At 60.2% G+C, this 25,022-nt stretch carries 20 protein-coding genes; 8 read left to right on the top strand and 12 right to left on the bottom strand.

Annotated elements, in window-relative coordinates; genetic code table 11:
- Positions 1-10: 10 nt before the first annotated feature.
- The 8 genes from NOV74_RS15040 (at position 11) to NOV74_RS15075 (ending at position 11,357) form a co-directional block, all read left to right on the top strand.
- Positions 11-325, top strand: coding sequence for a cytochrome C oxidase subunit IV family protein (locus tag NOV74_RS15040; RefSeq protein WP_257314191.1), 315 nt, complete (start codon positions 11-13; stop codon positions 323-325).
- Between the two features lie 7 nt (positions 326-332).
- Entirely contained in the window at positions 333-1,289 is a 957-nt protein-coding gene (gene coxB, locus NOV74_RS15045; protein ID WP_257314194.1) for a cytochrome c oxidase subunit II, read from the top strand.
- 181 nt (positions 1,290-1,470) lie between these two features.
- Complete coding sequence (locus NOV74_RS15050) at positions 1,471-2,349, top strand: protoheme IX farnesyltransferase (protein ID WP_257314197.1); 879 nt, start codon at positions 1,471-1,473, stop codon at positions 2,347-2,349.
- A 349-nt stretch (positions 2,350-2,698) separates the two neighbouring features.
- Positions 2,699-6,136, top strand: a complete 3,438-nt coding sequence (locus NOV74_RS15055) for an ATP-binding protein (protein ID WP_257314200.1) — start codon at positions 2,699-2,701, stop codon at positions 6,134-6,136.
- Positions 6,137-6,835: 699 nt separating this feature from the next.
- Positions 6,836-8,779 (top strand): polysaccharide biosynthesis protein, encoded by a 1,944-nt coding sequence (locus tag NOV74_RS15060; protein ID WP_257314202.1) that lies wholly within the window; start codon positions 6,836-6,838, stop codon positions 8,777-8,779.
- Positions 8,780-8,860: 81 nt separating this feature from the next.
- On the top strand, positions 8,861-10,057 hold the full coding sequence (locus NOV74_RS15065; protein WP_257314205.1) for a DegT/DnrJ/EryC1/StrS family aminotransferase: 1,197 nt from the start codon (positions 8,861-8,863) through the stop codon (positions 10,055-10,057).
- 2 nt (positions 10,058-10,059) lie between these two features.
- Positions 10,060-10,707: a sugar transferase gene (locus tag NOV74_RS15070; protein WP_257314206.1), complete on the top strand. Its 648-nt coding sequence runs from the start codon at positions 10,060-10,062 to the stop codon at positions 10,705-10,707.
- Entirely contained in the window at positions 10,704-11,357 is a 654-nt protein-coding gene (locus NOV74_RS15075; RefSeq protein WP_257314209.1) for an LbetaH domain-containing protein, read from the top strand. The genes NOV74_RS15070 and NOV74_RS15075 overlap by 4 nt, the downstream gene beginning before the upstream one ends.
- Before the next feature lie 45 nt (positions 11,358-11,402).
- Here NOV74_RS15075 and NOV74_RS15080 read toward each other — a convergent pair whose 3' ends face one another.
- The 12 genes from NOV74_RS15080 to NOV74_RS15130 form a co-directional block, all read right to left on the bottom strand.
- Complete coding sequence (locus tag NOV74_RS15080; protein ID WP_257314279.1) at positions 11,403-12,419, bottom strand: polysaccharide biosynthesis protein; 1,017 nt, start codon at positions 12,417-12,419, stop codon at positions 11,403-11,405.
- A 108-nt stretch (positions 12,420-12,527) separates the two neighbouring features.
- Positions 12,528-13,745, bottom strand: a complete 1,218-nt coding sequence (locus NOV74_RS15085; RefSeq protein ID WP_257314211.1) for a glycosyltransferase family 4 protein — start codon at positions 13,743-13,745, stop codon at positions 12,528-12,530.
- 15 nt (positions 13,746-13,760) lie between these two features.
- Positions 13,761-14,888, bottom strand: coding sequence for a non-hydrolyzing UDP-N-acetylglucosamine 2-epimerase (gene wecB / locus NOV74_RS15090; protein ID WP_257314215.1), 1,128 nt, complete (start codon positions 14,886-14,888; stop codon positions 13,761-13,763).
- A complete protein-coding gene (locus NOV74_RS15095) occupies positions 14,885-16,048 on the bottom strand; it encodes a polysaccharide biosynthesis C-terminal domain-containing protein (RefSeq protein WP_257314218.1) in 1,164 nt (387 codons plus the stop codon). Before NOV74_RS15095 ends, wecB begins: the two co-directional genes overlap by 4 nt.
- On the bottom strand, positions 16,035-16,694 hold the full coding sequence (locus tag NOV74_RS15100) for an FkbM family methyltransferase (RefSeq protein ID WP_257314220.1): 660 nt from the start codon (positions 16,692-16,694) through the stop codon (positions 16,035-16,037). The genes NOV74_RS15095 and NOV74_RS15100 overlap by 14 nt, the downstream gene beginning before the upstream one ends.
- A 313-nt stretch (positions 16,695-17,007) precedes the next feature.
- Positions 17,008-18,051, bottom strand: coding sequence for a hypothetical protein (locus NOV74_RS15105; RefSeq protein WP_257314222.1), 1,044 nt, complete (start codon positions 18,049-18,051; stop codon positions 17,008-17,010).
- A complete protein-coding gene (locus NOV74_RS15110; protein ID WP_306672539.1) occupies positions 18,048-18,992 on the bottom strand; it encodes a UDP-glucuronic acid decarboxylase family protein in 945 nt (314 codons plus the stop codon). The genes NOV74_RS15105 and NOV74_RS15110 overlap by 4 nt, the downstream gene beginning before the upstream one ends.
- Positions 18,993-19,036: 44 nt before the next feature.
- Positions 19,037-20,143, bottom strand: a complete 1,107-nt coding sequence (locus NOV74_RS15115; protein WP_257314226.1) for a glycosyltransferase family 4 protein — start codon at positions 20,141-20,143, stop codon at positions 19,037-19,039.
- A 36-nt stretch (positions 20,144-20,179) separates the two neighbouring features.
- Positions 20,180-21,355: a glycosyltransferase gene (locus NOV74_RS15520; protein WP_371748462.1), complete on the bottom strand. Its 1,176-nt coding sequence runs from the start codon at positions 21,353-21,355 to the stop codon at positions 20,180-20,182.
- On the bottom strand, positions 21,356-22,660 hold the full coding sequence (locus NOV74_RS15120; protein ID WP_257314228.1) for a hypothetical protein: 1,305 nt from the start codon (positions 22,658-22,660) through the stop codon (positions 21,356-21,358).
- An 87-nt stretch (positions 22,661-22,747) separates the two neighbouring features.
- Positions 22,748-23,359 carry an acyltransferase gene (locus tag NOV74_RS15125; RefSeq protein ID WP_257314230.1) on the bottom strand — a complete coding sequence of 204 codons (612 nt, stop codon included), beginning with the start codon at positions 23,357-23,359 and terminating at the stop codon, positions 22,748-22,750.
- Between the two features lie 42 nt (positions 23,360-23,401).
- A complete protein-coding gene (locus NOV74_RS15130) occupies positions 23,402-24,868 on the bottom strand; it encodes a lipopolysaccharide biosynthesis protein (protein ID WP_257314232.1) in 1,467 nt (488 codons plus the stop codon).
- Positions 24,869-25,022: the final 154 nt, after the last annotated feature.

Consider the following 25,022-nt stretch of genomic DNA (forward strand, 5'->3'; position numbering starts at 1 on the left):
GGGCATGACCATGAGCGAACACGCCGATCTCAATACCGTCCAGCAGCCCGAGCACCCGGCCGAGCACCCGGGCTACGGCACCTTCATCAAGGTCTGGGTGGCCCTGTTGATCCTCACCGCCGGTCTGGTGGGCATGAGCCACGTCAGCCAGACCTACGCCGTCTGGGGCCTGCTGACCATGACCCCCCTCAAGGCGGGCCTGGTGTTCTACTTTTTCATGCACCTGAAATACGAAGGCCCGCTGCTCAAGATCGTGATCCTGGTGACCCTGGGCACGCTGCTGATCTTCTTCGCCCTGCTCTTCTCCGACGTCGCTTTCCACTGAGGCACCCATGGACTGGATGAATCAAGCCGCCCTTTCGGCCCAGAAGTCCGATGCGGTCTTCTTCTACGTGTTCGGCCTCTCCGTCGCGTTCCTCATCTTCATCACGGCGTTGATGATCTATTTCGTGGTGCGCTACAGCAAGAAGCGCCACCCGGTCGCCGAGCAGATCGAAGGCCACCTGGGCCTCGAGATCCTGTGGACCACGGTGCCCCTCGTGCTGTTCCTGTCGATCTTCTACTACGGCTGGACCAACTACGAATACATGCGCCAGGCCCCCCGGGACGCCATGGTCGTGAACGTCACCGCCCGCCAGTGGGCCTGGTCCTTCGAATACCCCAACGGCAAGAAGAGCAAGGTCCTCTTCGCCCCCATCAACAAGCCCATGAAGATGGAAGTCCGTAGCGCCGACGTGGTGCACGGCTTCTTCATCCCGTCCTTCCGCCTGAAGATCGATGCCGTGCCGGCCCGCACCAACACCACCTGGTTCCAAGCCACCAAGCTGGGCTCGTACGACATCGAGTGCACGGTCATCTGCGGTGTGGACCACAGCCTCATGCTGAGCAAGGTCATCGTGGTACCCGAGGATGAGTTCAAGGCCTGGTACTTCGGCGGCGAGGATGCCCCCGAGCCCGGCAAGAGCTTCCGCGCCGCCGAGGCCCATCCGGACCTCAAGGATCTGCCCCCCGGCCTCGCCGTGCTGACGTCCAAGGGCTGCCTCGCCTGCCATTCCGTGGACGGCAAGCCGAAAGTCGGTCCCACCCTCAAGGCCCTGTACGGCAAGCAGCAGGAAGTCCTCATGGCAGGGGCCGCCAAGACCGTCACCGTGGACGACGTCTACCTCCGCCGGGCCATCACCAGCCCCATGGAGCAGGTGGTGCGCGGCTACCCGCCCGCCATGCCCCAGACGCCGCTGACGGAGCAGGAACTCGCCGAGGTCGTGCGCTACATCAAGACCTTGAACTAAAGAAATGCGGAACACAGAGGACGCAGAGATCACACAGAGAACGCAGAGAAATGACTTTCATTGAAACGCCTGCTTTCCCTCTGTGCCCCTCTGTGAGAATTCTGTGTCCTCTGTGTTCCTCTTTTTTTTAAAACCTGCCAGCCGCAACCACGCCACGAGAGCCCCATTGAGCCCAGCCGCCATGGCCCTTCCCAAACCCAGTCCGGTCTCCACTTTCCTGGAACTGACCAAGCTGCGCATCTCCGGGGCCTCCACCTTCACGGCGGCGGCGGGCTACGTGGCCTTCCTCCGCGGCGTGGACGCGGGCCTGGTCACCACGCTCATCGGCATCCTGCTCCTGGCCATGGGCTCCAGCGCCCTCAACGAGGTGCAGGAGCGCCGCTACGACGCGCTGATGCCCCGCACCGCCAGCCGGCCCATCCCCCACGGCGACATCTCCGCGGGCCACGCCACCCTGGTGGCGGTGATCCTGGCCATGTCAGGCTTCGTGGTCCTGCTGGCGGCCCACAACCTCACCTCGGCCCTGCTGGGGGCATTGGCCCTGGGCTGGTACAACGGCTTCTACACGCCCCTGAAACGCCTGAGCGCCTTCGCGGTGGTGCCGGGTTCGCTCATCGGGGCCCTGCCCCCCGCCATCGGCTGGACAGCCGCGGGCGGCAGCGTGGCGGATCCTTCCGTTCTCGCGTTGGCCTTCGTCTTCTTCATCTGGCAGGTGCCGCACTTCTGGCTGCTGGTGGGCCTCCACGCCGAGGGGTACGAGAAGGCCGGCTTCCCCACGCTGGTCTCGGTCTTCGGTCGACCGCGCCTGTCGCGCCTCACCTTCACCTGGACCTGCGGCACCGCCGCCGCCTGCGGCCTGCTGCCCCTGTTCCGGGTGCTGGTGTCCTGGCCGGCGGAGATCATGCTGGGCCTGGGCGCCGCCTGGCTCATTGCCGGCTCCCTGCCGCTGCTGAAGGAGGGCCAGGACGCCCCCCTCTACCGCCGCGTCTTCATGAACATCAACCTCTTCGCCCTCGTCCTCACCGCCGCCGTCATCCTGGATCCCTTCTTCAGCCGCTGACGCGACTCGGCTGATTCTCGGCGAAAGGCTTTTTTAGCCACTGATTACAGTGATGACGGTGATTGGGCCTCGGATGCTTCCCGCGCGGGCCCGCCACAGGCGGCTTCCGGCTGCGCCGGAAGTCATGGGGGGTGCCAGGGCCGCGCACCCCCAAAAGGGCGCGGCCCTGACACCCCCCATGGAGCCCGTGCTGCCTGGGAGCAGGAATCACTGAAATCGCTGAAATCGGTGGCTAAAAATGCTTTTGCTTTTGAATCCACCAGCCAATTCGTTCTCCGGATCCCTGGGGTACACTCTCCGCCATGTCCCTCCGCCTTGCTGAACCCGCGCGAAAGCCTCGTCCGTGGAGGTGACGCGCTTCCTCGGGACGGACCGCTACACCTGGCTCATGGACCTGGGCCAGGGTGCCGGCTGCACCTTCCAGCTCCTGCGGCGCGAACGGGACGGCGCCCGCTTCCTCGCCCAGCTCTGGTCGCCCCTGCCCCCGGACCGCGACCTGGACCAGTTGCGGGACACCTTTCTGGCTCGCTTCCTGGACGCCGATCCCCTCGATCCCGTCCTCGGCCACTTCGGTTTCGACGGCGAACAGGCCTGGCACCTCCAGGCCCTCCAGGGCACGCCCCTCGCCCGCCTCTGGCCCGGCTGGGGCCCAGCCCAGCGCAAGGCCTTGGCGAAGCATCTGAAACAGCGCCTGGAGAGCGACCTCCACCCCCGGTTCCTCCATCCCGAAGCCATCTCCTTCCGGCCCGGCCTGACCCAGATTCCGCGCGTCCTTGGCGACGCCCCCTGGGGCCTGCCCGGCTTGACCGCCCTCCTGCCCGCCACCGTGCCCACCCCGGCCCTCTCCGAGGATCTGCCCTGGACCCACCCCCGGGACCTGTCGGAGCTCATCGCCCGGCCCCTGCGCGGACGGAGTCAGGAGCTGCCCTACCTGAAGTCCCTCATGCTGGGCTTCAACGCGCCCATCCCCATGGAGCGCATCGTCCTCCTCCAGGGCGAGGAAGGCATCGGCAAGGCCCACCTGGCCGCCTGGGCCATCGCCGTCGCGGAAGGCGAGGGCATCTGGGCCCACCACCTGGAGGCCTCCACGGACGAAGCTGCGGGCCGCTTCCTCGGCCGGCTGCTGGAGGCCCTGCTCGCGGGCAGCGAGGCGGATTTCTACGCCCAGCGGCCCGAGGCCGCCCGGGCCCTGTCCCTGCGGCTGCAGGCCTTCGCCTTCCTGACGGGGGGGCGCCACCTCAACCGGCAGGAGGCGGGTCCCGAACCCGAGGAGGTGAAGGCCGCCCTCGACGCCTTGGACTTCGCCCGCCTCCTCCACCCCCGCCTCATCCACCTGTCGGATCTGGAGCGAGCCACCCCTGAGGTGCTGGCCCTGGTGCGCGAGCTGGTCCACCGCTCGGAGCTGCCCTGGCTGCTCTCGCTCACCACCGGGGCCCAGGGGGCCGGTCTCAAGCCCCTCATTGCCGACTTGCGGCAGGAGGCCACGGCCGCCCTGGTGGGTGTCAACCGCCTGGAGGACGAGGCGCTCCGCGGCATCCTGGACGATCTGCTGGGCCGCCACGCTCTGCCCGCCAACTACGTGGCCGATCTGCTCACCCAGAGCCTCGGCAACCCTGGCCTGCTGCGGAACCTCCTCGAGCTGGCCCAGCAGGAGGGCGCCCTGACCTGGGACCAGGCGCAGTGGACCCTGGCCCCCGGGCGGCCCGCGGGCCTGAAGGCCGAAGCCGACCTCGTCCAGCAGGTCTTCCTGGGGCGTCTCCAGCGGCTGACACCGGCGGCGGCCACGCTGGTGCGCCTGCTGGCCCTGGCCGAGCGGCCCCTGCCCGCCGCCTCCCTCGGCCGCCTGCTGGGTCTGGCCGGAGACGCTTTGGAGGATGCCCAGCAGGGGGCCCTGGGCTCCCGGCTGGTCCAGCTTCAGGCCGGCCAGGCCCTGCTGCCCGACCCCCGCTGGCGGGAGCTGGTGCTGGCCCACACGCCCCAGGCCGAGCTGAAGCGGCTGGCCCGGGCCCTTCTGGCCGTCATCCAGGAGCAGGGCGATCCCGTGGCCCATTCCGTCACGCTCCAGGCCCTGGCCTCGGACGACGCCACAGCCCTGGCAGCGGTGCTGGAAGCCCTCGACCAGCATCCCCCTGGCCTCCTCCACGAAGCCCAGCGGATGGTGGAGCAGGCCCTCCGGCTCCAGCCCCGGCCCTGGGACGAGGCCCGCCTGCACGAGCACCTGGCGGAGGCCTGGGCCACGGGTTCCCAGGCACCGGCGGCCTCCCAGGGGGCGCCCGGCGAGGCGCCCGTGCGCCCCCTGGCGGAGCGCGCCCTCGAGGCCCTCGACCGGGCGCTGGACGCCCTGGGGCGGGCCGCCTTTCACGAAGGCATCCGCCTCGCCGAGGCGCGGATCCTCCGGAAGCGGGCGATGCTCCTGCTCCAGCTCCGTCGGCCCGCCGAGGCCCAGGAAGCCATCATGGCCGCCGCCGAGCGCCTGAAGGATCATCCCCTCCATCCCGAGCAGGCCCGGCTGCGGCTGGCCCTGGGCCAGCTTCATTTGCTGGAGGGCCACCTGACCAAGGGGATCCGGGCCCTGGAGGAGGGCCTCCATCCCCAGGGCCCGAACGCCCAGGGCGGGCGGTCCCAGCCTCAGGACCAGGCGGCCCTGCTCACGGCCCTGGGCCGGGCCCTGGCCACCCAGGGGCAGTTCCAGCGCGCGGCGGAGCTCCTCGAATCCGCCCAGCGGCTCCTGGAGCATGGCCAGGATTTCCGCGGCCTGGTGCCGGCCCAGATCGCCCTGGCCCAGGTCCGCCTCGTCCAGGGCCAGGCCGAGCCCTGCATCGCCCTGCTGCAGGAGGCCCTCCAGACCGCCCGGCTGCAGGGCGACCTCGGCCTGCAGTGCCAGAGCCACCTGGCCCTCGGCACGGTGCGCAGCCTCCAGCAGTTCCTGGTGCCCGCCCGGACGCACCTGGACCGGGCCCTGAGCCAGGCCCAGCGCCTGGGGGATGCCGCCCAGGTCGCCATGATCCAGATCTGGCGCGCCCGCACCCTCGCGGCCATGGGCGATCCCGTGGCCGCCGATCACATCCAGTTCCAGGCCGCAGGGACCGGCAAGCCGCTCCTGGCCCCGGAAGAGCAAGGCGACCACACCCTGCTCCAGGGCGATGTGGCCCGGTTCCGCGGTGCCTGGCGGGATGCGGCGCGGCTCTTCAAGGCGGCCGCGGACCAGTTCGAGGCCTCGGGCATGCTCTGGCGCCACCGGCTGGCCCAGCTCCGGCTCGCCCAGGTGCTGGCCCGGGAATCCCAGCGCACCCGGCAGGAGGCCCCCGAGCAGGGCTGGGCCATCCTCGAAAACCTCAAGGGCCCCGTGGAGGGCTCCGGCTCCCGCTGGCTGGAGCTGGAGTGGCACCGGGCCCACGCCCTGCTGCTCTCCACCGTGCCCCCGACCGAGGCCGTGGCGGAGGAGGGGCTGGAGGCCTGGAGCGAGGTGCTGGCCGCGGCCCGGGACCTGCAGTTCCCCGCGCAGGTGGTGGAGGCCTGCGCCGAGGGCGCCCAGCTCCTGCTGCAGCGCGGCGAGAAGCTGGGCGCCAAGGCCCGCCTCCAGGACGCCTTCCCCAGCTTCCAGGAGCTCTGGTCCCACCTGCCCGAAAGCCAGGGCACCGCCTTCCTGGGCCGCGAGGACCTGCACCGCTTCCACCAGGCCGTCGAAGCCGCCGGCCTCCGCTGGATCCTCCCCGAACGCGCCGACCCCCTCCAGGACTGGACCCCCACCCAGATGAACCTGCCCGCCGTGCCCGAAGGCCAGTGAAGGCGTCTCTGCCAGAGATTCTACGCAGTTAAAATCAAAAGCCTTTTCGCCACTGATTTCAGTGATTTCAGTGATGAAAAGCAGTTCCCCGTCCCAGTGCAGCAGGGGCTCCAGGGTGGGTGGCAGGTCCGCGCCTCTTGGGGGGCGCGGCCCTGCCACCCACCCTGACTTCCGGCAGCGCCGGAAGCCGCCTCCGGCGGGCCCATGCGGGAAGCATCCGAGGCCCAATCACCGTCATCACCGTAATCGGTGGCAAAAAGGCAGTTTATCAAGAGCCTGCCGAATCCCGACCTCACGAGTGGTCTCCCGGTCAATCGGTCCTTTGACTTTTTAATGTATGACATTCAAATAGAAAATACCAGCATTGATTGTTTTATTAAACACATGAAAATCACTAGGCAAATACTTCTGAATTTCGCGGAGTCCTCCCAGAACTAAGGCAGCCAGAACCAGCTCCCGATGAGGCGGTTTTTGGCCCACTGGAACGGTTTGGACACAAAGGGCCCGCAACCGGCCTCGTCCTTTTTGTGGCACATCACAAATGGGCACATCTGGCCGAATGGAAAAACGATAGTCACAAGTCTCTTTTTTCTGGCGTTTGCACTGGTATTTCAACCTTATTAGAAGATTGAATGTTCTACCCTCAAGTCATCTGAGATTCCCCAGCGGGTCCATCCGTCGTTAAACCCGAGTCGCCCCATGCCCACTCATCGCTCCCTTCTGCGCCACCCCCGCCTTCGGCAGGCCGTTAAGCTGACCCTCGACCTCCTTCTGGCAGGCGCAGCCTGGACCACCAGTGAGCGGTTCCTGTCCGTGGGGCAGCCCATCGCCTGGCACTTGGGGGCCTGGGTCGCTTTGAGCGGGTTGGCCAACCTTGGCTTCAACCTCACCCGCCAGCAGTACCGCTACATCGGCTTCCGCGACACCCTGCGCCTGATCGGCGCCTCCCTCACCCTCTGCCTGTCGGCCCTCATCCTCGGCCACCTCACCAGTGAGCTCGAAGGCGCCCTCAGCTTCGACACGCTCTTCACCGCCAGCCTCGCCACCGCCGTGGCCTGGGCACTCGGGCGCGCCGCCGTCCGGGCCCGGTACGAGCGCATCCTCAAGGAAACCGCCGCCAAGGGCCCTGCAGCCCTCCAGCGCACCCTCATCGTGGGGGCCGGTCGGGCCGGGCTCCTCGTCGCCCAGGAGATCCAGCGGCATCCCGAGCTGGGCAGCCAGGTCATCGGCTATGTGGACGATGCTTTCGACAAGCAGGGCATCCTCCTGCAGGGCCTCCCCGTGATGGGCCCATCCCGGCTGCTCCGCACCCTCATCGCCGACCACCGCATCACCCAGGTGGTGCTGGCCATTCCCAGCGCGAACGGGGCCACCCTCCGCCGCCTGCGGGAGGCGGCCCAGACCACCGGCGTCCGCATCAAGACCGTGCCGGGCATCTCCGAGCTGCTGGGCCCCATGACCTGGAAACCCGAGCTGCGTGACATCTCCATCGAGGACCTGCTGCGCCGCGAGCCCATCCAGCTCGACCAGAGCGCCCTGGGCAGCATCCTCGAGGACGCCACCGTGCTCATCACCGGCGCCGGCGGCTCCATCGGCAGCGAACTGGCCCGCCAGGTGGCCGCCTTCCGCCCCGCCCGGCTCATCCTGCTCGGCCGTGGCGAGAACAGCCTGTGGGAGATCGAGCGCAACCTCCGCGCCCTCTTCCCCAACCAGGGGCTTGCCGTCGAGCTCTGCGACATCCGCCACACCAACCGCCTGCGGCACGTCTTCGAGCGCTGGCGACCGCAGGTGGTGCTCCACGCCGCCGCCCACAAGCACGTGCCCTACCTCGAGGCCCACCCCGAAGAGGCCGTCAACAACAACATCTTCGGCACCGAGCGGGTGCTGGACGCGGCCCTGGCCGTGGGCGTCCACACCTTCGTGAACATCTCCACGGACAAGTCCGTCAACCCCACCAATGTGCTGGGGGCCTCCAAGCACATCGCCGAGGGCCTGGTGCTCCGCGCCGCCCGGCGCGCGCCCGCGGGCGCCCACTACGTGAGCGTGCGCTTCGGCAACGTGCTGGGCAGCCGGGGCAGCGTCATCCCCATCTTCCGCCAGCAGATCCAGGCTGGCGGCCCCCTCACGGTGACCCACCCGGACATGATCCGCTACTTCATGACCATCCCCGAGGCCAGCCAGCTGGCCCTGCAGGCCGGCATCCTGGGCGACACCGGTAAGGTCTACGTCCTGGACATGGGCGAGCCCGTCCGCATCGTGGATCTGGCCACGGACATGGCCCGCCTCTCGGGCCTGGTGCCCGGCCGGGACATCGAGGTGAAGTTCACCGGCATCCGGCCCGGCGAGAAGCTCTTCGAAGAGCTGTTCTCCGCCCAGGAGGAATCCCGCACGGACGTCCACCCCAAAGTCCTGGACGCCCACCTCCAGGAGCCGGAAGAGGCCCTGTTCGAACAAGGCCTGGATGGCCTGCGCCTGGCCATGGAAGAAGACGAAGGCCGGCGACAGACCCAGATGCTGCGCTGGTTGCGCCGCCTGGTGCCCACCTACACCCCCTCCGCCCTGGGGCTCGGCCGGTACGCCGAAGAGAACCGCGATCCTCGCCGCTCCGGTGCCAACCCCGTCTACATCGGCGGCGACTCTTAGCCCCAGGCCCCGAAATCGCCCACCCGTTTGGCCGTCACAACATCCCCCGCCGCGCCTACGGCCGTTTGCCGGAGTCCTCCCATGCCGCACACCTTCCCCCCCTGGCCCGCCTACGCCGAGGATGAAGTCGAAGCCGTGACCCGGATCCTCCGCAGCGGCAAGGTGAACTACTGGACCGGTCAGGAAGGCCGGGCCTTCGAGCGGGAGTATGCCGAGGCCGCCGGCTGCCATTACGGCGTGGCCCTCATGAACGGCACCGCCGCCCTGGAGCTGGCCATCCGCGCCCTGGACCTGCCCGCCGGGTCGGAAGTCATCACCACCCCCCGCACCTTCATCGCCAGCGCCAGCGCGGCCGTGGCTCAGGGCTGCGTCCCCGTGCTGGCCGATGTGGATCCCGACAGTGGGAACCTGACGGCCGAATCCATCGCCCAGGTGATCACTCCGAAAACCCGCGCCATCATCGCCGTGCACCTGGCGGGCTGGCCCTGCGACATGGATCCCATCATGGAGCTGGCCGAGCGGCACGGGCTGAAGGTCATCGAAGACTGCGCCCAGGCCAACGGTGCCACCTACAAGGGCCGCCCAGTCGGCGGGCTCGGCCACGTGGGGTGCTTCTCCTTCTGCCAGGACAAGATCATCACCACCGGCGGCGAAGGGGGCATGCTCACCACCAACGATGAGCAGGTCTGGCGCCGGGCCTGGGAGTACAAGGACCACGGCAAGAGCTTCGACGCCGTCTACCACCGCGAACACGCGCCCGGGTTCCGCTGGCTGCACGAATCCTTCGGCACCAACTGGCGCATGACGGAAATCCAGGCCGTCATCGGGCGCCTGCAGCTCCTCAAGCTGGATGAGTGGACCAGCCTCCGCCGCCAGAACATGGACTACCTCCTGGACGCCCTGGAGGGCCACCCGGCGCTGCGGGTCCCCCGACCTGGGCCCGGCTTCGGCCACGCGGCCTACAAGGCCTACGTCTACGTCCGCCCCGAGCAATTGCAGGAAGGCTGGAACCGCGACCGCATCATGATCGAGGTCGCCAACCAGGGCCTCCCCTGCTTCAGCGGCAGCTGCGGCGAGATCTACCGGGAGGAGGCCTTCACCGGCGCCGGCCTGGGCCCTGAAGCGCCCCTGCCTGTGGCTCAGCAGCTGGGCGAGACCAGCCTGATGTTCCAGGTCCACCCTGGCCTGAAGGAGAGCCACCACGACATGCTGCTCCGGGCCCTCCGGGGCGCCCTGCAGGCCGCCATGGATGACAGCTTCGCCGAGGCCGCTGGCTGATCATGTATCCCTTCCTGAAACGCACCCTGGACCTCGGCGTCGCCCTGGTCCTCCTGCTCCTCCTGGCACCGGTCCTGGCCTTCACGGCTCTGCTGGTGCGCTGGAAGCTGGGGTCGCCGGTCTTATTCCGGCAGGAGCGCGCGGGCCGATTGGGCCACCCCTTCACCATCTTCAAGTTCCGCACCATGACCGAGGCGCGGGATCCCGAAGGCCACCTCCTGCCCGACGGGGACCGGCTCACCCCCTTCGGCCAGTTCCTCCGCAGCAGCAGCCTGGACGAGCTGCCCCAGCTGCTGAACGTCCTCAAGGGCGATATAAGCCTCGTAGGCCCTAGACCCCTTCCCACACGCTATGTTCCGCGTTACACCCCCGAACAGCACCGCCGCCTCGACTGCCCGCCCGGCATCACCGGCTGGGCCCAGGTCAACGGGCGAAACATGGTGAATTGGGATACCCGCTTTGGCCTGGACACCTGGTACGTGGATAACCGATCCACGGCGCTAGACCTTCGCATCCTCGCCCTGACCTTCTGGCGGGTTATTTGTCGTACCGGCATCAGCCAGAAGGGCCAAGCCACCATGACCGAATTCCGTGGAAAAAGCCCCGCCACTCCCCAAACCAATATCACTCCTCGTCGGGAGTCCGCATGAAACGCGTGGCCATCATTGGCGCCGGTGGTTTCGCCCGTGAAGTCGCGTGGCTTATCAGCGATATCAATGCCGTTACGCCGGCTATTGATCTAGTATGCCACCTCGTCAGTGACCTGGACCATGCCACTGGCCCGCATACGGGTGGCATGGTCATTCACGATTTTTCGTGGCTAGAGGAAAACCAATCCAAAGTCGACGGTCTGGTAATGGGGATCGGCACCCCTTCCACCAAGTTCCGATTGGTCACGGAGCTTAGGAGCAGGTTTCCCGAGAAGACGTGGCCAAACCTCATCCACCCTAGCGTCCTGTTCGATGCCGGTTCGACACGATTTGGAATGGGCGTGGTCCTCTGTGCCGGAAGCATTGCCACCGTAAACACGTTCTTCGATGACTTCGCGATGGTCAATCTGAAGTGCACCATTGGGCACGAATCCACCATCGGACCTTATTCGGTACTCAACCCCACGGTAAACATCTCTGGGAACGTAACATTGGGTGAACAAGTTCTGGTGGGAACCGGGGCCCAGGCTCTTCAGAATCTCAGGATCGGCAGTAGAGCCACCATCGGTGCCGGTTCAGTCGTCACCAAGGATGTTCCAGATGGGCTAACCGTGGCAGGCGTACCGGCCAAACCACTGCATAAAACCTGAAGGCCCACACTCAGTTGAGCATCGTGGTGACCAGTGGTGCCGGATTCATCGGCCCCCAGCCTCGCGCACGCAGGCCAGTGTGAGCAACAGATCCTGGATCTCTTGAGATTCAAGACGCTTAGCATTGTGGGAGTGGTACTCCTCAGCCTTGCTGTGCGCAGGATCTCCCTCCGTGAAGAACTTCCCGTAATTCAGATCTCTGGTATCGGCAGGCACGCGGTAGAAGTCCCCCATGTCCTCCGCCCGGGCCATCTCTTCTCGGGAAACCAGGGATTCGTACAGCTTTTCCCCATGCCGGGTGCCGATCACCTGGATGGGATTGTCCACCTTGAGCAGGCCCTTGATGGCCAGGGCCAGATCGCCGATGGTGGCAGCCGGGGACTTCCGGATGAAAGTATCCCCGCTGCGGCCATGCTCGAAGGCGAATTCCACCAGCTCCACCGCCACATCCAGGTGCATCAGGAAACGGGTCATGGCGGGATCCGTCACGCTGAGGGGCTTCCCCGCCTTGATCTGGTCCAGGAACAGGGGAATGACCGAGCCGCGGGAGGCCATGACGTTGCCATACCGGGTCACCACGATGGTGGTCTGGCCTTCCTCGAGGTTGCGTGATTCCGCCACAGCCACCTTCTCCATGAGGGCCTTGGAAATGCCCATGGCGTTGATGGGGTACACAGCCTTGTCCGTGCTGAGGCAAATGACCTTCTGCACCCCTTCCTGGATGCAGGCATTCAGCAGGTTGTGGGTGCCCATCACATTGGTGCGCACGGCCTCCGCGGGATAGAACTCACAGGAGGGCACCTGCTTGAGGGCCGCCGCGTGGAACACGTAGTCCACCCCCCGCAAAGCGGAGGCGATGCCATGGGGTTCGCGTACATCACCGATGTAGTACTTGATGCGGCCATCGCGGTACTCGTGGCGCATGTCGTCCTGCTTCTTCTCATCCCGGCTGAAGATGCGGATCTCATCAATATCGGACTGGAGATACTTGCGCAGAACCGCATTGCCGAAGGAACCGGTCCCACCCGTGATGAGCAGTTTCTTGCGCGAAAGACCGGCGATCGGGGGCACAGGCAACTCCACATCAAACGAAGGTAGTAACGACCTCCCAGCATGGCCGGTCGAGGAAGAAACAGGGATCACACTCTCCCTGAATCTGCCCAGGTCGCATTATCTGGTGGTAGCGAAAAGGGCCAGGAATGCTTCGGTTCCCACCTCGATCGAGAGGCGTTCCGCGTAAAAATGACGACCACGATCTCCCAGCTTCGCCCGCGCCTCCGGTGGCAGTCGATGGAGCGCCAGGACGGCCTCCACGAGGGACTCTGGATGCTCTGGTTCGAAGTAAAAACCTGCTCCCGATTCGCGGACCAAGTCCGCACCATCGCCTCGGACCCCGCAAAGGATGGGGCACCCGATCGCAAGGTAGGTCTGAGTGCGGGATGGGATGGTGATTGCGAACAGTGGGTCGTTCTTTAGGTGAACCAGCAGGGCTTCCGCCCTGTGAAGGAGGGCGCCGATCTCCTGCACAGGGCGCCTCGGCAAGAATAGGACGTTCGTCAGGCCAAGCGAGGCGGCCCGGGCCTGCAAGTAGGGTTGTTCCACTCCGCCCCCCACTAGCACGAACTGGATGGCTGGCTCGATGATGCTGAGCATCTGAGCCGCATCCAGCACCACATCCAGGCCCTGCATCTTCCCCATGTTGCCTGCCATCACTACATTGAAGCGACCCTCCATGAGGGCCGCTTCATCGGGCCGGATGACACCAGGCTGCGTCTGAATCTCGTCACACCAATTTGGAATGACTTCCACCTTCCCCTCCGGGACCCCGCGGGAGACCAGCACCTTCTTGAACCCGGGCGAGAGCACAGCAATCTTCGTAGCACGCCGGTACATAAAGCGGCACCAGGCGGCCACCATGGGAACCAAGCCTTTAAACCGCACCGGAAGCATCCCCGAGGCCATGATGGAATCCGGCCACAGATCCTGGATGTCCAGAACGAAGGGTGCGCGCCGGACCAGCCCGATGATCCAGGCCGGAAACCCGATTGGGGCATGGCCATGATACGCATAGATGACATCTGGTCTGCGTACTATCCAAGGACCGAGAATGGCGGCTGCACTGGCAAAACTTAGATAGTTGGCCATGCGACGAAAGCCCCCCGCATCATGGCTGGGGTACAGAGGAACCCGCAGGACCGTGATTCCATCAATCACTTCCCGCTGGAACAAACGCAGTCGATAGCCCGGATAGAACTCCCCACCGGGATAATTCGGGAACCCTGTCAAGACCTCCACCTCATGGCCTTGACGCACCAGTTCTTTGGCGAAAGGCAGCCCCTTGAGCATGGGCTCTGGATCGAAGTACTGGGTCAACAGCAGGATGCGCATACTCCCACGCTGCCTTCAGTACCGGCGCCACACCACACGGTTCACGTAGTCCGTATAGCTGAGGATCACCCGGGCCACGGTCTGGCTCACGTGGGGCGCGTCATAGTCCGCCACGAGACGGGTTTGCCGGCCCTCTCGGCGGCCTGATTCCAGCAGGGCCAGGCCCTGATCCACCCGGTCCCAGGCCAGGCCCGTCATCATCACGGCGCCTTCCTCCATGCCTTCGGGCCGCTCGTGAGCTTCCCGGAGGTTGAGGGCCGGCAGGTCCAGGATGGAGGCTTCCTCCGTGATGGTGCCGCTGTCGGACAGGACAGCCGCCGCTGACATCTGGAGCCTGATGTAGTCCAGGAAACCTAGCGGTTTCAGAAGCTCCACCAAGGGATCCAACCCGAGGCCCAACGCATCCAGTCGTGCCCGGGTGCGGGGGTGGGTGGACACGATGATCCGCCGCTTCCGGGTGGCGGCCAGCTGGTTGAGTGTTTCGACAAAGCGCCGGAGGTTTGCCTCCGCGTCCACATTCTCCTCCCGGTGGCAGCTCACCACGTAGTACCCACCGGAAGTCAGGGCAAGGCGGGCCAGGATGTCCGAGGCCTCGATGCGGGGCATGGCGTGGTGCAGTACCTCGTACATGGGGCTGCCGGTCTTGATGATGCGGTCCGGCGGCAGGCCCTCGCGCAGCAGGTTCTCCCGGGCCAGGGTGCTGTAGGGCAGGTTGATGTCCGCGGTGTGGTCCACGATTTTGCGGTTGGTCTCTTCGGGTACCCGGGCATCGAAGCAGCGGTTCCCAGCCTCCATGTGGAAGATGGGGATCTTGCGGCGCTTGGCGGGGATCACGGATAGACAGCTGTTGGTGTCCCCCAGCACCAGCAGGGCATCCGGCTGGAAGGCCTCCAGCACGGGGTCGATGCGGGCGATGATGTTGCCGATGGTTTCGGCCAGCGAGCCGCCCACCGCTTCGAGGAAGTAATCGGGCTTCCGCAGAGCCAAATCGTCGAAGAAGACCTGGTTCAGCTCGAAATCATAGTTCTGCCCCGTGTGGGCCAGGCGATGATCGAAATCCTGCTCCAGCCGGGCGATCACCCGGGATAGCCGGATGATCTCCGGGCGGGTTCCAACCACGGTGAGGACGCGCAATCGACTCATGGGTTCAGAATAACCGGCTCGGGATAGGTGTCGGGATGAGCGGGGTCGAAGATCTCGTGGCTCCAGAAGAGGGTCAGCAAGTCGCGGTCGCCCACGTTGGTGATCTCGTGCGTGTGGAAGGTCGGCATGTCCACATAGCTGGGCTCAGCGCCATTGACCCGGAACACCTTCACCTCGTCGTCAAACAGGCGCCGGATGCGGATCTCCGCTTCGCCGTCCACCACCAGGAACCGCTCCACCTTGTGGTGGTGGTAGTGCCGCCCGCGCGTGATGCCCGGGTGCGTGGTGGACAGGAAGGCCTGCCCCCCGTGCTGGGACTTCACGGCTTCGAAGAGGCCACCCCGGGCATCCGTGTGGAGCTTCATGCGCACCGGATAGTGTTCTGGATACAGGTACGACCGGTAGGTATTGAAGAAGTCCAGGTCCAGGAGATCGGAAAGGTCGGGGATGATGCCCGCTTGATAGGTTTCATGCAAAGACCTAAGTCGGCCGAGGGCCTCTGACACCCGCATGGGCGCCCCCTCCACACGAACCTGCCCAGAGGTGGTGCCATCCAACGCCAACTCCAGAAACCTCGCCGCCACCCGCTGGGCGTGGATCAGCTCCAGCTGGCCGTCCTGGATGATCTGCGGTGCCTCGCCCTTGGCCAGCTGATGACAGAAGGTGGCGAAGCCGCTGTTGTAGAAGGGCCTTCCGCCTTCCCCGAACAGGTGTGGCAGGATCACATCCACGTAGCGGGCGCCCCGGGACTTGGCCCAGTTCTCCAAGATCTTCGACGCTTCGCGCTTGGAACGGCCGAAGGCGGTATCGCCGAGGGCGTGGATGGAATTGGCGAAAAGGATCGTGGGGGCGATACCCTGAAGATCCAGCGCAGCCGTGAGCTTTCGGGCCAACTCAATGTTGGTCTCATAGACCTCGGACTCGGGGCCACGGTTCATGCCCGCCAAATGAAGGACCACCGAAGGGGAGCCGGTCGCCTGCTCCAGGGATTCAGAAGACACAAAGTCCGTTTGGAATACCGGCGTTGAAGCAAGACCTGTGGCGTGTTTGAAATGGCAACGCAAATGCCAGCCGAGAAAGCCCTCAGCACCGGTGATGGCTATGGGAATTAAATCATTCGGCACAACCCCCCGTTTCAGAATGTCCCTAGATTGTTCCATTGACCAACCGATACCGCTTCGATGCACGAACCCGCGCCGCGACTACCGCAGGGTCCCGGACGAATACGGTGTTGCCATCGGTTAGCGAAGTATCCACAAGCTGGCGGTGGAACGGGTCATAGCCATAGGCTGAAAAGCCATGGTCTAGCATCAAGGAAACAAGTTCTGAATCTTCGATGCCATACCGGGTACCACTCCCATTTGTCTCCATCACGACTGCAAGCAGCCGCGGGTCGTCCAATGTGCTGCTTGCACCCAAAAGCACCGATCGTTCATGCCCTTCGACATCAATCTTGATGAGTACCGGGACATCCTGGCTAACAAGCTTGTCTAAGGTTTGAACGGGAACCTCAATTGCTGGATGATCTTCTCCTAATGTAAGAATATGGTTCACAGTGTCTAAATCTTTCGTGAAACGCAATGTTCCAGGAGCATCTGACAAGCCGACTTGACATGCGCGAACTCGGCCAGAAATACCATTCAGTGCGATGTTCCGCTCAAGGTGAGCATATGTTTCAGGAATGGGCTCTACCGCCGTCACGCGGGCCCCGACCGCACCTCCGGCTAGGACCGTGTAGCTTCCAACATTCGCGCCAACATCCAGGAAATGATCCTCGGGCCGCAGTAGGTGCAGCACGAATGCCATGTCTCGTACCTCGTGCAGCCCGCAGTACCAGTTGCCCGTAGCCCCCGTCATGCCATGCGTTGCGAACAGAGAAGTCTCATCCGCAAAAGGAAGGGCGATGGGGCCCACCATCACCCGCGAAGCCAACTGCCAGCGGACCACGCGGCCTAAGGCCTTCAGCCTCCCACCAGTGTTCAGGGGGTGGTTCCACACAAATGTGGTCAAATGCAATAGGCCCATAAGCATTACCTCAATACGCTAGCGGACAAGAATCGATCGGCGCTCGAACCAATCACCAATTATTTTCTGATGATGGGGCAAATCAGCGTAACATTTAATCAGGACCTTTCTTCTGCATCCGCTGTTCCATCTCATGAACCATTTCCGCTACCACCTCGTCCCATGATTTCAGGTTCTTGCCTGAAAGATTTGTACGCTTGACATGCAAGAATGGAGTCTTGACCGCATCAATCCTAACAATGTCGAAAGACTCCTCATTCAATAGCTCGCGATGAGGACCGATATATGAAATGTATGATTCTTCCGCTAGGAAAATACCTTCGGCGGCTGCATTATAGGAATTTTCAATTCTTGTGGCAGAAATATAGTACTTGGTTTTTCGCAGGCATGAGATTACCTCTGAACGTGGGAGCAGCCCCAATTCCATTGTACAGGGGTCTCGGCTTATTACCGTAGGGACTCCGGCCTTATCGCCAATAACTAGGAGACCTAGGTCAGGATCCCGCTCGCGCAACATCTGGAAAATTCGATAGCAATCCTCGAGTGCCTTGTAACTGTATGTCCCAAGGACTACTGCCGTACTTTCCGTCGGGCCGCATGTTCCTCCGGATAAATGGGCAAGTTCATCATCACTCCCGTTGACGGAGAGGATCAATTTCTCCTCATACTCGCTGGGTATGAGCCCTAGAGAGCTAAGTGACTCTGCTGAGATGATATCTGCGTGGCGCAGATTGCGCCGTATCAAGCCGCCAAGGAAGTAGAATTTCAGGCGATCGGCCGCTGAAAGCGGGATGCCCCGCCAGGAAAAGGGCAGCACGTTGCTGACATGAAACCAATTGAGGAGGCCTACTCGCCCATAGATAGGGATCCCGTATGAGTAATAGAGTTCTGGTATGCCGATTTCTCTGAGGATACCTCTCAGGTAGGCGCAGTCATGAAAAAACCTGCCGAATTTGGATTGTTGGACAAAGAAGTATCGATTATTTGGGTATTCGTCGCGCAGCGAGATTGCATTTGGATGAACGATGAACCACGCTCCGCCTCGGCGGTCAAACCATCTAGCGTACTCCTCAAGGCGTTTACGCCCCCCCCCCATATAGGAGGCTGCGAAGTTGAATAAGTACTTGTGGCAGATCATGCTCCACCCTTAGTCATGGCCACTTGAGTTCTCCTGAAATATTCCACAGTCGCCGCGAGCCCTTCATCTAGATTTACTTTTGGGACCCAGTTCAGGGCCTTCCGTGCTTGTGTGATATCGGGTTTTCTTCGCTTCGGATCATCCACAGGCATTGGTACACTCAAGAGTTTCGATTCCCCCCCAGTGATTTTGATGATCTTCTCGGCCAGTTCACCGATCGTCGTTTCCACTGGATTCCCCAAATTCACCGGACCACAGAAGGCGTCGGGGGTTCCCATGAGTCGGATCAATCCATCGATCAGGTCGTCTACGAAGCAAAAGGAACGGGTCTGACCGCCATCACCACTGATCGTAATTGGATCACCGCGGAGTGCCTGGACTATGAAATTTGAGACTACACGCCCGTCATTAGGATGCATACGCGGCCCGTATGTATTGAAAATTCTAGCCACCTTGATACAAAGATTGTGCTGCCTCCGGTAGTCGAAAAATAAGGTCTCGGCACACCGCTTCCCCTCGTCATAGCAAGCCCGAGGTCCGATAGGGTTCACATTGCCCCAGTATTCTTCCTGTTGAGGATGGACGGCAGGGTCCCCATAAACTTCGCTGGTTGACGCTTGCAGAATTTTTGCCTTTACTCGTTTAGCTAAACCCAACATATTTATGGCCCCGTGCACACTTGTCTTTGTCGTCTGGACGGGATCGAATTGGTAATGAATTGGTGAAGCTGGACATGCTAAGTTATAGATTTCATCTACTTCTACATAAAGAGGGAAGGTCACATCGTGGCGGAGAAGCTCGAAGTTTGGATTTTTAACCAAGTGGGCAACATTGCGTTTTGATCCGGTGAAGAAGTTGTCCACACAAAGCACTTCGTGCCCTTCAGTCAACAACCTTTCGCAGAGATGCGAGCCTAAAAACCCTGCGCCACCTGTAACCATGACACGTTTGACACTGTCCCGTAGATAATTCACCTTGCCTCCATTTAGACTTGGGGGGTTAATCTTGCATCATCCACAAGCTTGTGCACCAAGCCTGCCACATTGGCAGCCCAGTGTACCGGCGCGTAAGGGCACGCCATGGTCGCGCTACGTGCGCCCATTACCGGCCATTCACTATACCGTTCGTGCATCGCCCGAAGCGCCATCGAGATGGCTTCGCTCGAAGATTCACCGAGGAGCACACCGTTAAAATTGTCTCGCAGCACCTCCGCGGATGCACCGCAACCGATGCCAGCAATCAGGGGTAACCCAGCCGCACAAGCCTCCACGAGGGCTACAGCCCAAGGGTCGTAACGGCTGGGCAGGACAAAGCACCCGGCATCGACCATGGTCTCACCCATGTTTTCGGGCTGGATAAACCCAAGGTCGCTCATGCCTTGCGTTCCCCTGATCTCTTCGGCCAAAATTCCCTGCCCACAAAACCGAAAGTCCATGGGCTCACTAACCTTCGCCCGGTAGGAGCGGTATCCTGCGATGAGTTCTTGGACCCCCTTCACGGGAATGTATCTCCCAACGAACTGGAAGGATCGTGGCCAGCCTGGGAGATTTACCCTCTTGACGTGGGCTGCATGCCATCTCGGAACGTCGGCAGGGTAGAGTCCGCTGTGTATTTTCATGTGTGGGATGTGCCACCATCGATGCAGAAATTCTCGCCCCCGTTCGCCGGGCACGAAGAACGCATCGATTTGGCGAAGGTAGTTCCATAGGCGGACGCGCCCCAACATCTGGCGGACCGGGTTGTGCAGTGTCGTATCTAGGCAAAGAACGATCTGGCACCCATAAATTCGTTTTTGGTGGACAAGCTGGGTGTAAGCGGGATTTCCCCAACCACTCACAAAAATCACCGCTGGAGCGAAGTCGCTGGCGACCTGCCGAACGAGGGATGCATTCACGGCCGTCTCTTTCCCTAAGAGGGTGAGCCAAGGCCGAGGATCCCCGGGTTCAAACGCGTTATTTTTATCCGCGAGGCCTGCCCCACCTGTTAGCACACGCAGTTCAATATCATCCCTGGTGGCCAGACTATCCCAGCCCGAGAGGGCATAGCCCGTGATTTCTGTGCTCAGAATGAGTACCTTTATCGGCGTTGCCATCTCTCTCCCTGACGTGACCTCATAACCTACCTTTACTTACTTTCGGTGACAATTAAGCACACCACAGAGATGTTGCTCTAGATCTATTCCGAGGGACTCGAAACTATATCGAGCAATGTCCTTTCTCGGATAACGCCTTGTCCACATGTTACGATTCGCTATAAAGAACTCCGCTAGCTCGGCACCGGCACACCGTGGCAAGCAGAAGGTGCCTTCAAATTTCTCAAGGAGTTCAGTAGTAGCGCCCTGCTCTCCGCAATATACGATAGGCAAGCCTGTTCGCAGGTAGGAATAGGTTTTCAGCGGAACAGTAGGACTAGGCACCCTCTCGCCAGGAGGCATGAGTAGGAGCAATACATCGCACTCATTCATCTTGGCGGCACTTTCGATTGGTGTAAGAAACGGGAATTGACCCAGCAATTCGGAAGGAATGCCGCTGAAAGGGGTGCCAGAACCCATGTAGGCAGAAATCTGCCACTGTGCCTGTTGATTCTGAGATATCCATTGCCTAGCCATCCCACTTAGCACACGTGAAACGAATCCTCCGTAACCCGAGCCAACATAACCCACTCGGGCCCGTACGGAGCGGCACCCGTCAGACGCTAGGCCATTGAATTCGCTCTCGTTGAAGCCATTTGTCAGAACCACAACCTTCTCTCCTGCTGCTGGATGCCGAGCGATGAACTGTTCTCGCATCTGTCGCGTGTTTGCGAGTATAAGTGTGGCCTCTTGCACCATCCGCAATTCAAGTTCACGAGCGCGATGCTTATGCAGCGGTGTAAGGAACCGAGTACGGTGGTTTCCGACCCAGTCGTCCCTTAGATCCGCGATATAAGGAGTCCCCCATTTTGAGTGGAGGACCATGCCTGCCTCTTGAATTCCGTGCGGGGGGCTCGATATGAAAATTAGATCCGTGTCCGCCTTTAGCCCAAGAATCCGCGGGTCCTCTATAATTTCGCGCGCCCATGGGCCTGCGGGATCGGGCAAACTGACGATTCGGTGATAAATTCGTGCCGGGCCCTCCCGAAAGCGGGATGGAATGGAAAACAATCGGACACAATACTTATTGATTTCGTCCGTTTCCGCCACTTTAACAGCGGTAACGAGAGTAATCTCGTGCCCTCGCCTCGCGAGGGAACATATGAGAGCTCGCACTCGAATACTGAACGCGCCTAGAGAAACGGCATCGTAAGAAATAAAAAGAATCTTCATTCAACCACCGATCGTTTTAGTGTGCTTGTCCGGGCACAGTTGGGACCCTGGCACCCCTGGCCAACGGGCCGATTTTCTGACCGGGCTTCGGTCGGGAAAGAAAATCGCAATCATGGAAATTAAAATTATGATGGAAATATGATAGAGGTTGCCTGGTAGATTGCCGAGGCGATAATAGAAAACACCCTGAATCATGAATTGAGAATACATCGCTACTGCAAGCGTGTATGCCAACGCACTTCTGTGCTTACACCAAAGTAGCCCCCCAGTCGTCATGATTGTGAAGGCAAAGGAAAGCAATATGACGGAGGGCCAACCGGCCACCGAGTAAAAGTCTGTGAGGAATGTTCCAAAGGACCATTGGAAAACCTCTACTCTCCTTACTTCCTGTCCTCCGTAAAATTGAGCTACTAATGGAAACCTATTGGCAGGTCCGTAAAATAAAGTCAATTTGTCTACGGTTTCCGAGAAAACATAGGGCTGGCTACCAAAATAGCCAACTGTTCCTGAGGCATACCCCCCAGTCGAATCTGCAAACCGGTCCTTTGTGGCGAGGGACATGTAGACAATTCCAAGTGAGATCAATAAAATGATCGCGACAGCTACGCGGTGGCGCGTTCGGGGCCTGAGTCCAGGGGACACCACCCATAATCCGAGCAAAAGTGCCGGGACAGCCCACACAACCCCATCCCTTGCCCCGAAAACGGCGGCATGGACAAAAACTAGGCCGACGCCAACCGCTGCAATTATAATGCGAATCATTCCCATTTTTCGGACCAGCGCCACAAATAATAACAAAGCGAATATGATGTAATAAGATGAGGTGGCAACCGCCATGGTGGTGAAAAATGTTTCAGGCAACACTGATTTATGGAGCGAATTTAAATTATAACGTGTGGCAGCAAAACCCTGAATATAAATGACGCTGATAGCAAAAGGCATAAGATAGATAAAGGAAAATAAGATTAATGGACTACTCCATAGAAAAAGGCTCGGCACGAGCTTATGACCCACAACCCGCCTTCCATCTGGCCGGTCAATAATAAAGATCGGTATCAATGTAATACAAAGGAGTGCTGTATATCCGAACATTCTGGCCCAGGTCACGTTCATGGAAAAGGATGGAGCAAGATCCGCACTAAAGAATAGACTCGCTAATGACATAAAAAAATACAATCCAACAATCAATTTCCCTGGGTGCAATAAATCGCCAGGCCTCTGACGCGCTAAGGCCCATAACATAGCCCCCATCACAAACAAAGGTAAGAAGATAGGCGCTGGAGTATTGAAAAGCACTGGATTCATTAGGAAATTCATACCCCCCAAGATAAATAACAATTATATTGCACGTTCAAACAAAATATTGAGTAATTTCATCTTACATTGCCGTAACTAAGCATCAGGCCATTCTGCAGCAAAAAACATCTGATTTTCAATCATTTGTCGAACCATACTGTTATCACGTTCTCCCACAATTCGCTGAGGTGATCCCACGACAATGGCCCCTTCTGGGATATCTCTAGAAACAACCGTTCCCATCCCGATAACGGCACCATCACCTATTGTCACACCAGGTGTTATCCTTACATCCATGCCGATCCAAACTCCCTGACCAATGGATACACTCTTGCGGATGTATGAATTATCGTAAGGAATATGGTTCACCCTTGTGTTGTGATTAGCTGTATATATGGTGATGTTCCTTGAGAGAACGCTTCCATCTCCGATTTTCAAGCCTCCTAGACAAAAGAGAAAACACCCTCGACCGATTCGCACATGGGGACCGATTGTCAACCCTTCCGGATAATTGACCCATACTCTCCCTAAAAATCGACTAGTAGGATCCATGCGTTTGACTTGAGATTGGCAATAGAGTCCCCACGCTTTTTGCCACTGCGGTATAATTAGGCGATCTAAGATGGTTATTGGAATTTTGAGCAATTTGGGATGCAGAATAGTTGCCCAAATTGCTTTACGAACCAACCTCGTTAAAACTTTAAACATAAAACAACTACCTCCTCCCTAATCAACTCTATGCTTATTAAATCACTGTCTAACCGTTAACCGCAAAAAAGGGGAATAATTTTTTCTATGGAAGATAAGCCATCCTCCAGTTACTGCGAAAAACGTAATACTTCTAATTACAAAAGCAATGATTCCTGATAATTCAGCCACCAAGATTCCTGCAGTAAACCAAACGCCGAGCGATACGATGCCGAGTCCCAAGGGCAGGAGGTGAGCCATAAGAAAGTCCTCTCCGCGAATCGGCGAACCAGATGCGCAATAAAATGCAGATGGGGCGAAAATCGCTACATTTGCGAAAACAAATATTTTTACCATCGTAAGTGGAGTTGTAAAAAATATGGTGCAATAAGACAACACCATGAACGCACCGTGCCATAAACCCCATACGAAATAACGTCGGCTTTTTCCAGAAGCGATCAGCAAGGTTCCCAAAATCCCTACTGTGGACTGAAAAATCCCTGCAACTGCAAACAGGCGGAAATACGGAATGGCTTCAGCCCATTGATTCCCCAGCAGCGACGGCACCAGAAAGTCAGCACCGAGGGCTAACCACAACATGCTCGGTACACATAACAACGCGTTGATTTGAGTGATGGTGACAAAATATCGTCTGAACCGTGGTAGATCTTCCTGGAGGGCACTTAGGGCCGGGATGCAAACAGCAGTCAGCGGCCCACGGATCATAGTAATAGGGAGGGTGATAAGCTCAAGAGCTTTGCTGTAGAAACCGAGTATTACAGCACCGTATAATCTTCCAATCAGGATATTGTCTACATTCTTCGAGAAGTAGTTTACGAAGTCAAAGGCCATGATGTTTCCGCCAAAGGCGACCATCGCGCGAATCCCTGCGGTACCGTGGGGTCGAGTTGGTAACCAGGGGAGATAACCCCAGATGAGGAGATTGTAAGCCCCCCCTTTTACAACCTGCATTGCAACAAGGGCCCATACGCCCGCCCCGCGGAAGACCAAGAATAGCCCGGCAAGTGCCCCAAGGATTGCGCTGGCTGTCTCGGCCACTGCCACCTTGTTGAACAGCATCTTCCGCTTGAGAATCGCGGCGTGCTGAACTGAGATGCCACTCAGGAAAAAGACAGTAGACATAGTCAGCGTCAAGGGGATGACTTGGGGGGTTTTATAGAGTGCAGCTACAGGCCAAGCGGAGACTGCGGCGACCAGGGTCAGGGCAAGGCCAACGAAGGCGTTGATCCAGAAAAGGACGTTGAGTTGTTCGTAGCTGACTTCCTGCATCTGGATGGTGGCGTAGGAGAGGCCAAGTTCCTTAAAAATGATGATGAAGCCAGTCAGGGTGGACACCATCCCAAATAAGCCGAATTCCTTGGGCGAGAGGTAACGAGCAAGCATAATACCCACAGCGATCTGCACCACCAAGGCCATTGCCCGGGCCACGGCCATAAAGATACCGCCTGATATCAGCCCTCTTCGTATGCTGGCTCCCTCTATTCGAGCCGTGAGGTTTTCACGATCCAAAAAACATCCTTTTCATAAATATATTATTGATCTTAATTCATTGACTGAGAATTTTATATTATTGCCACGAATTAAATCTTTTTAGCAATGGAGGGTCGCCAATTAGAATTTATAAAATATGCGATCTAACTCTTATTTTATAAGCATATGGAAT

The sequence above is a fragment of the Geothrix fuzhouensis genome (assembly GCF_024609325.1).
Lineage (GTDB): Bacteria > Acidobacteriota > Holophagae > Holophagales > Holophagaceae > Geothrix > Geothrix fuzhouensis.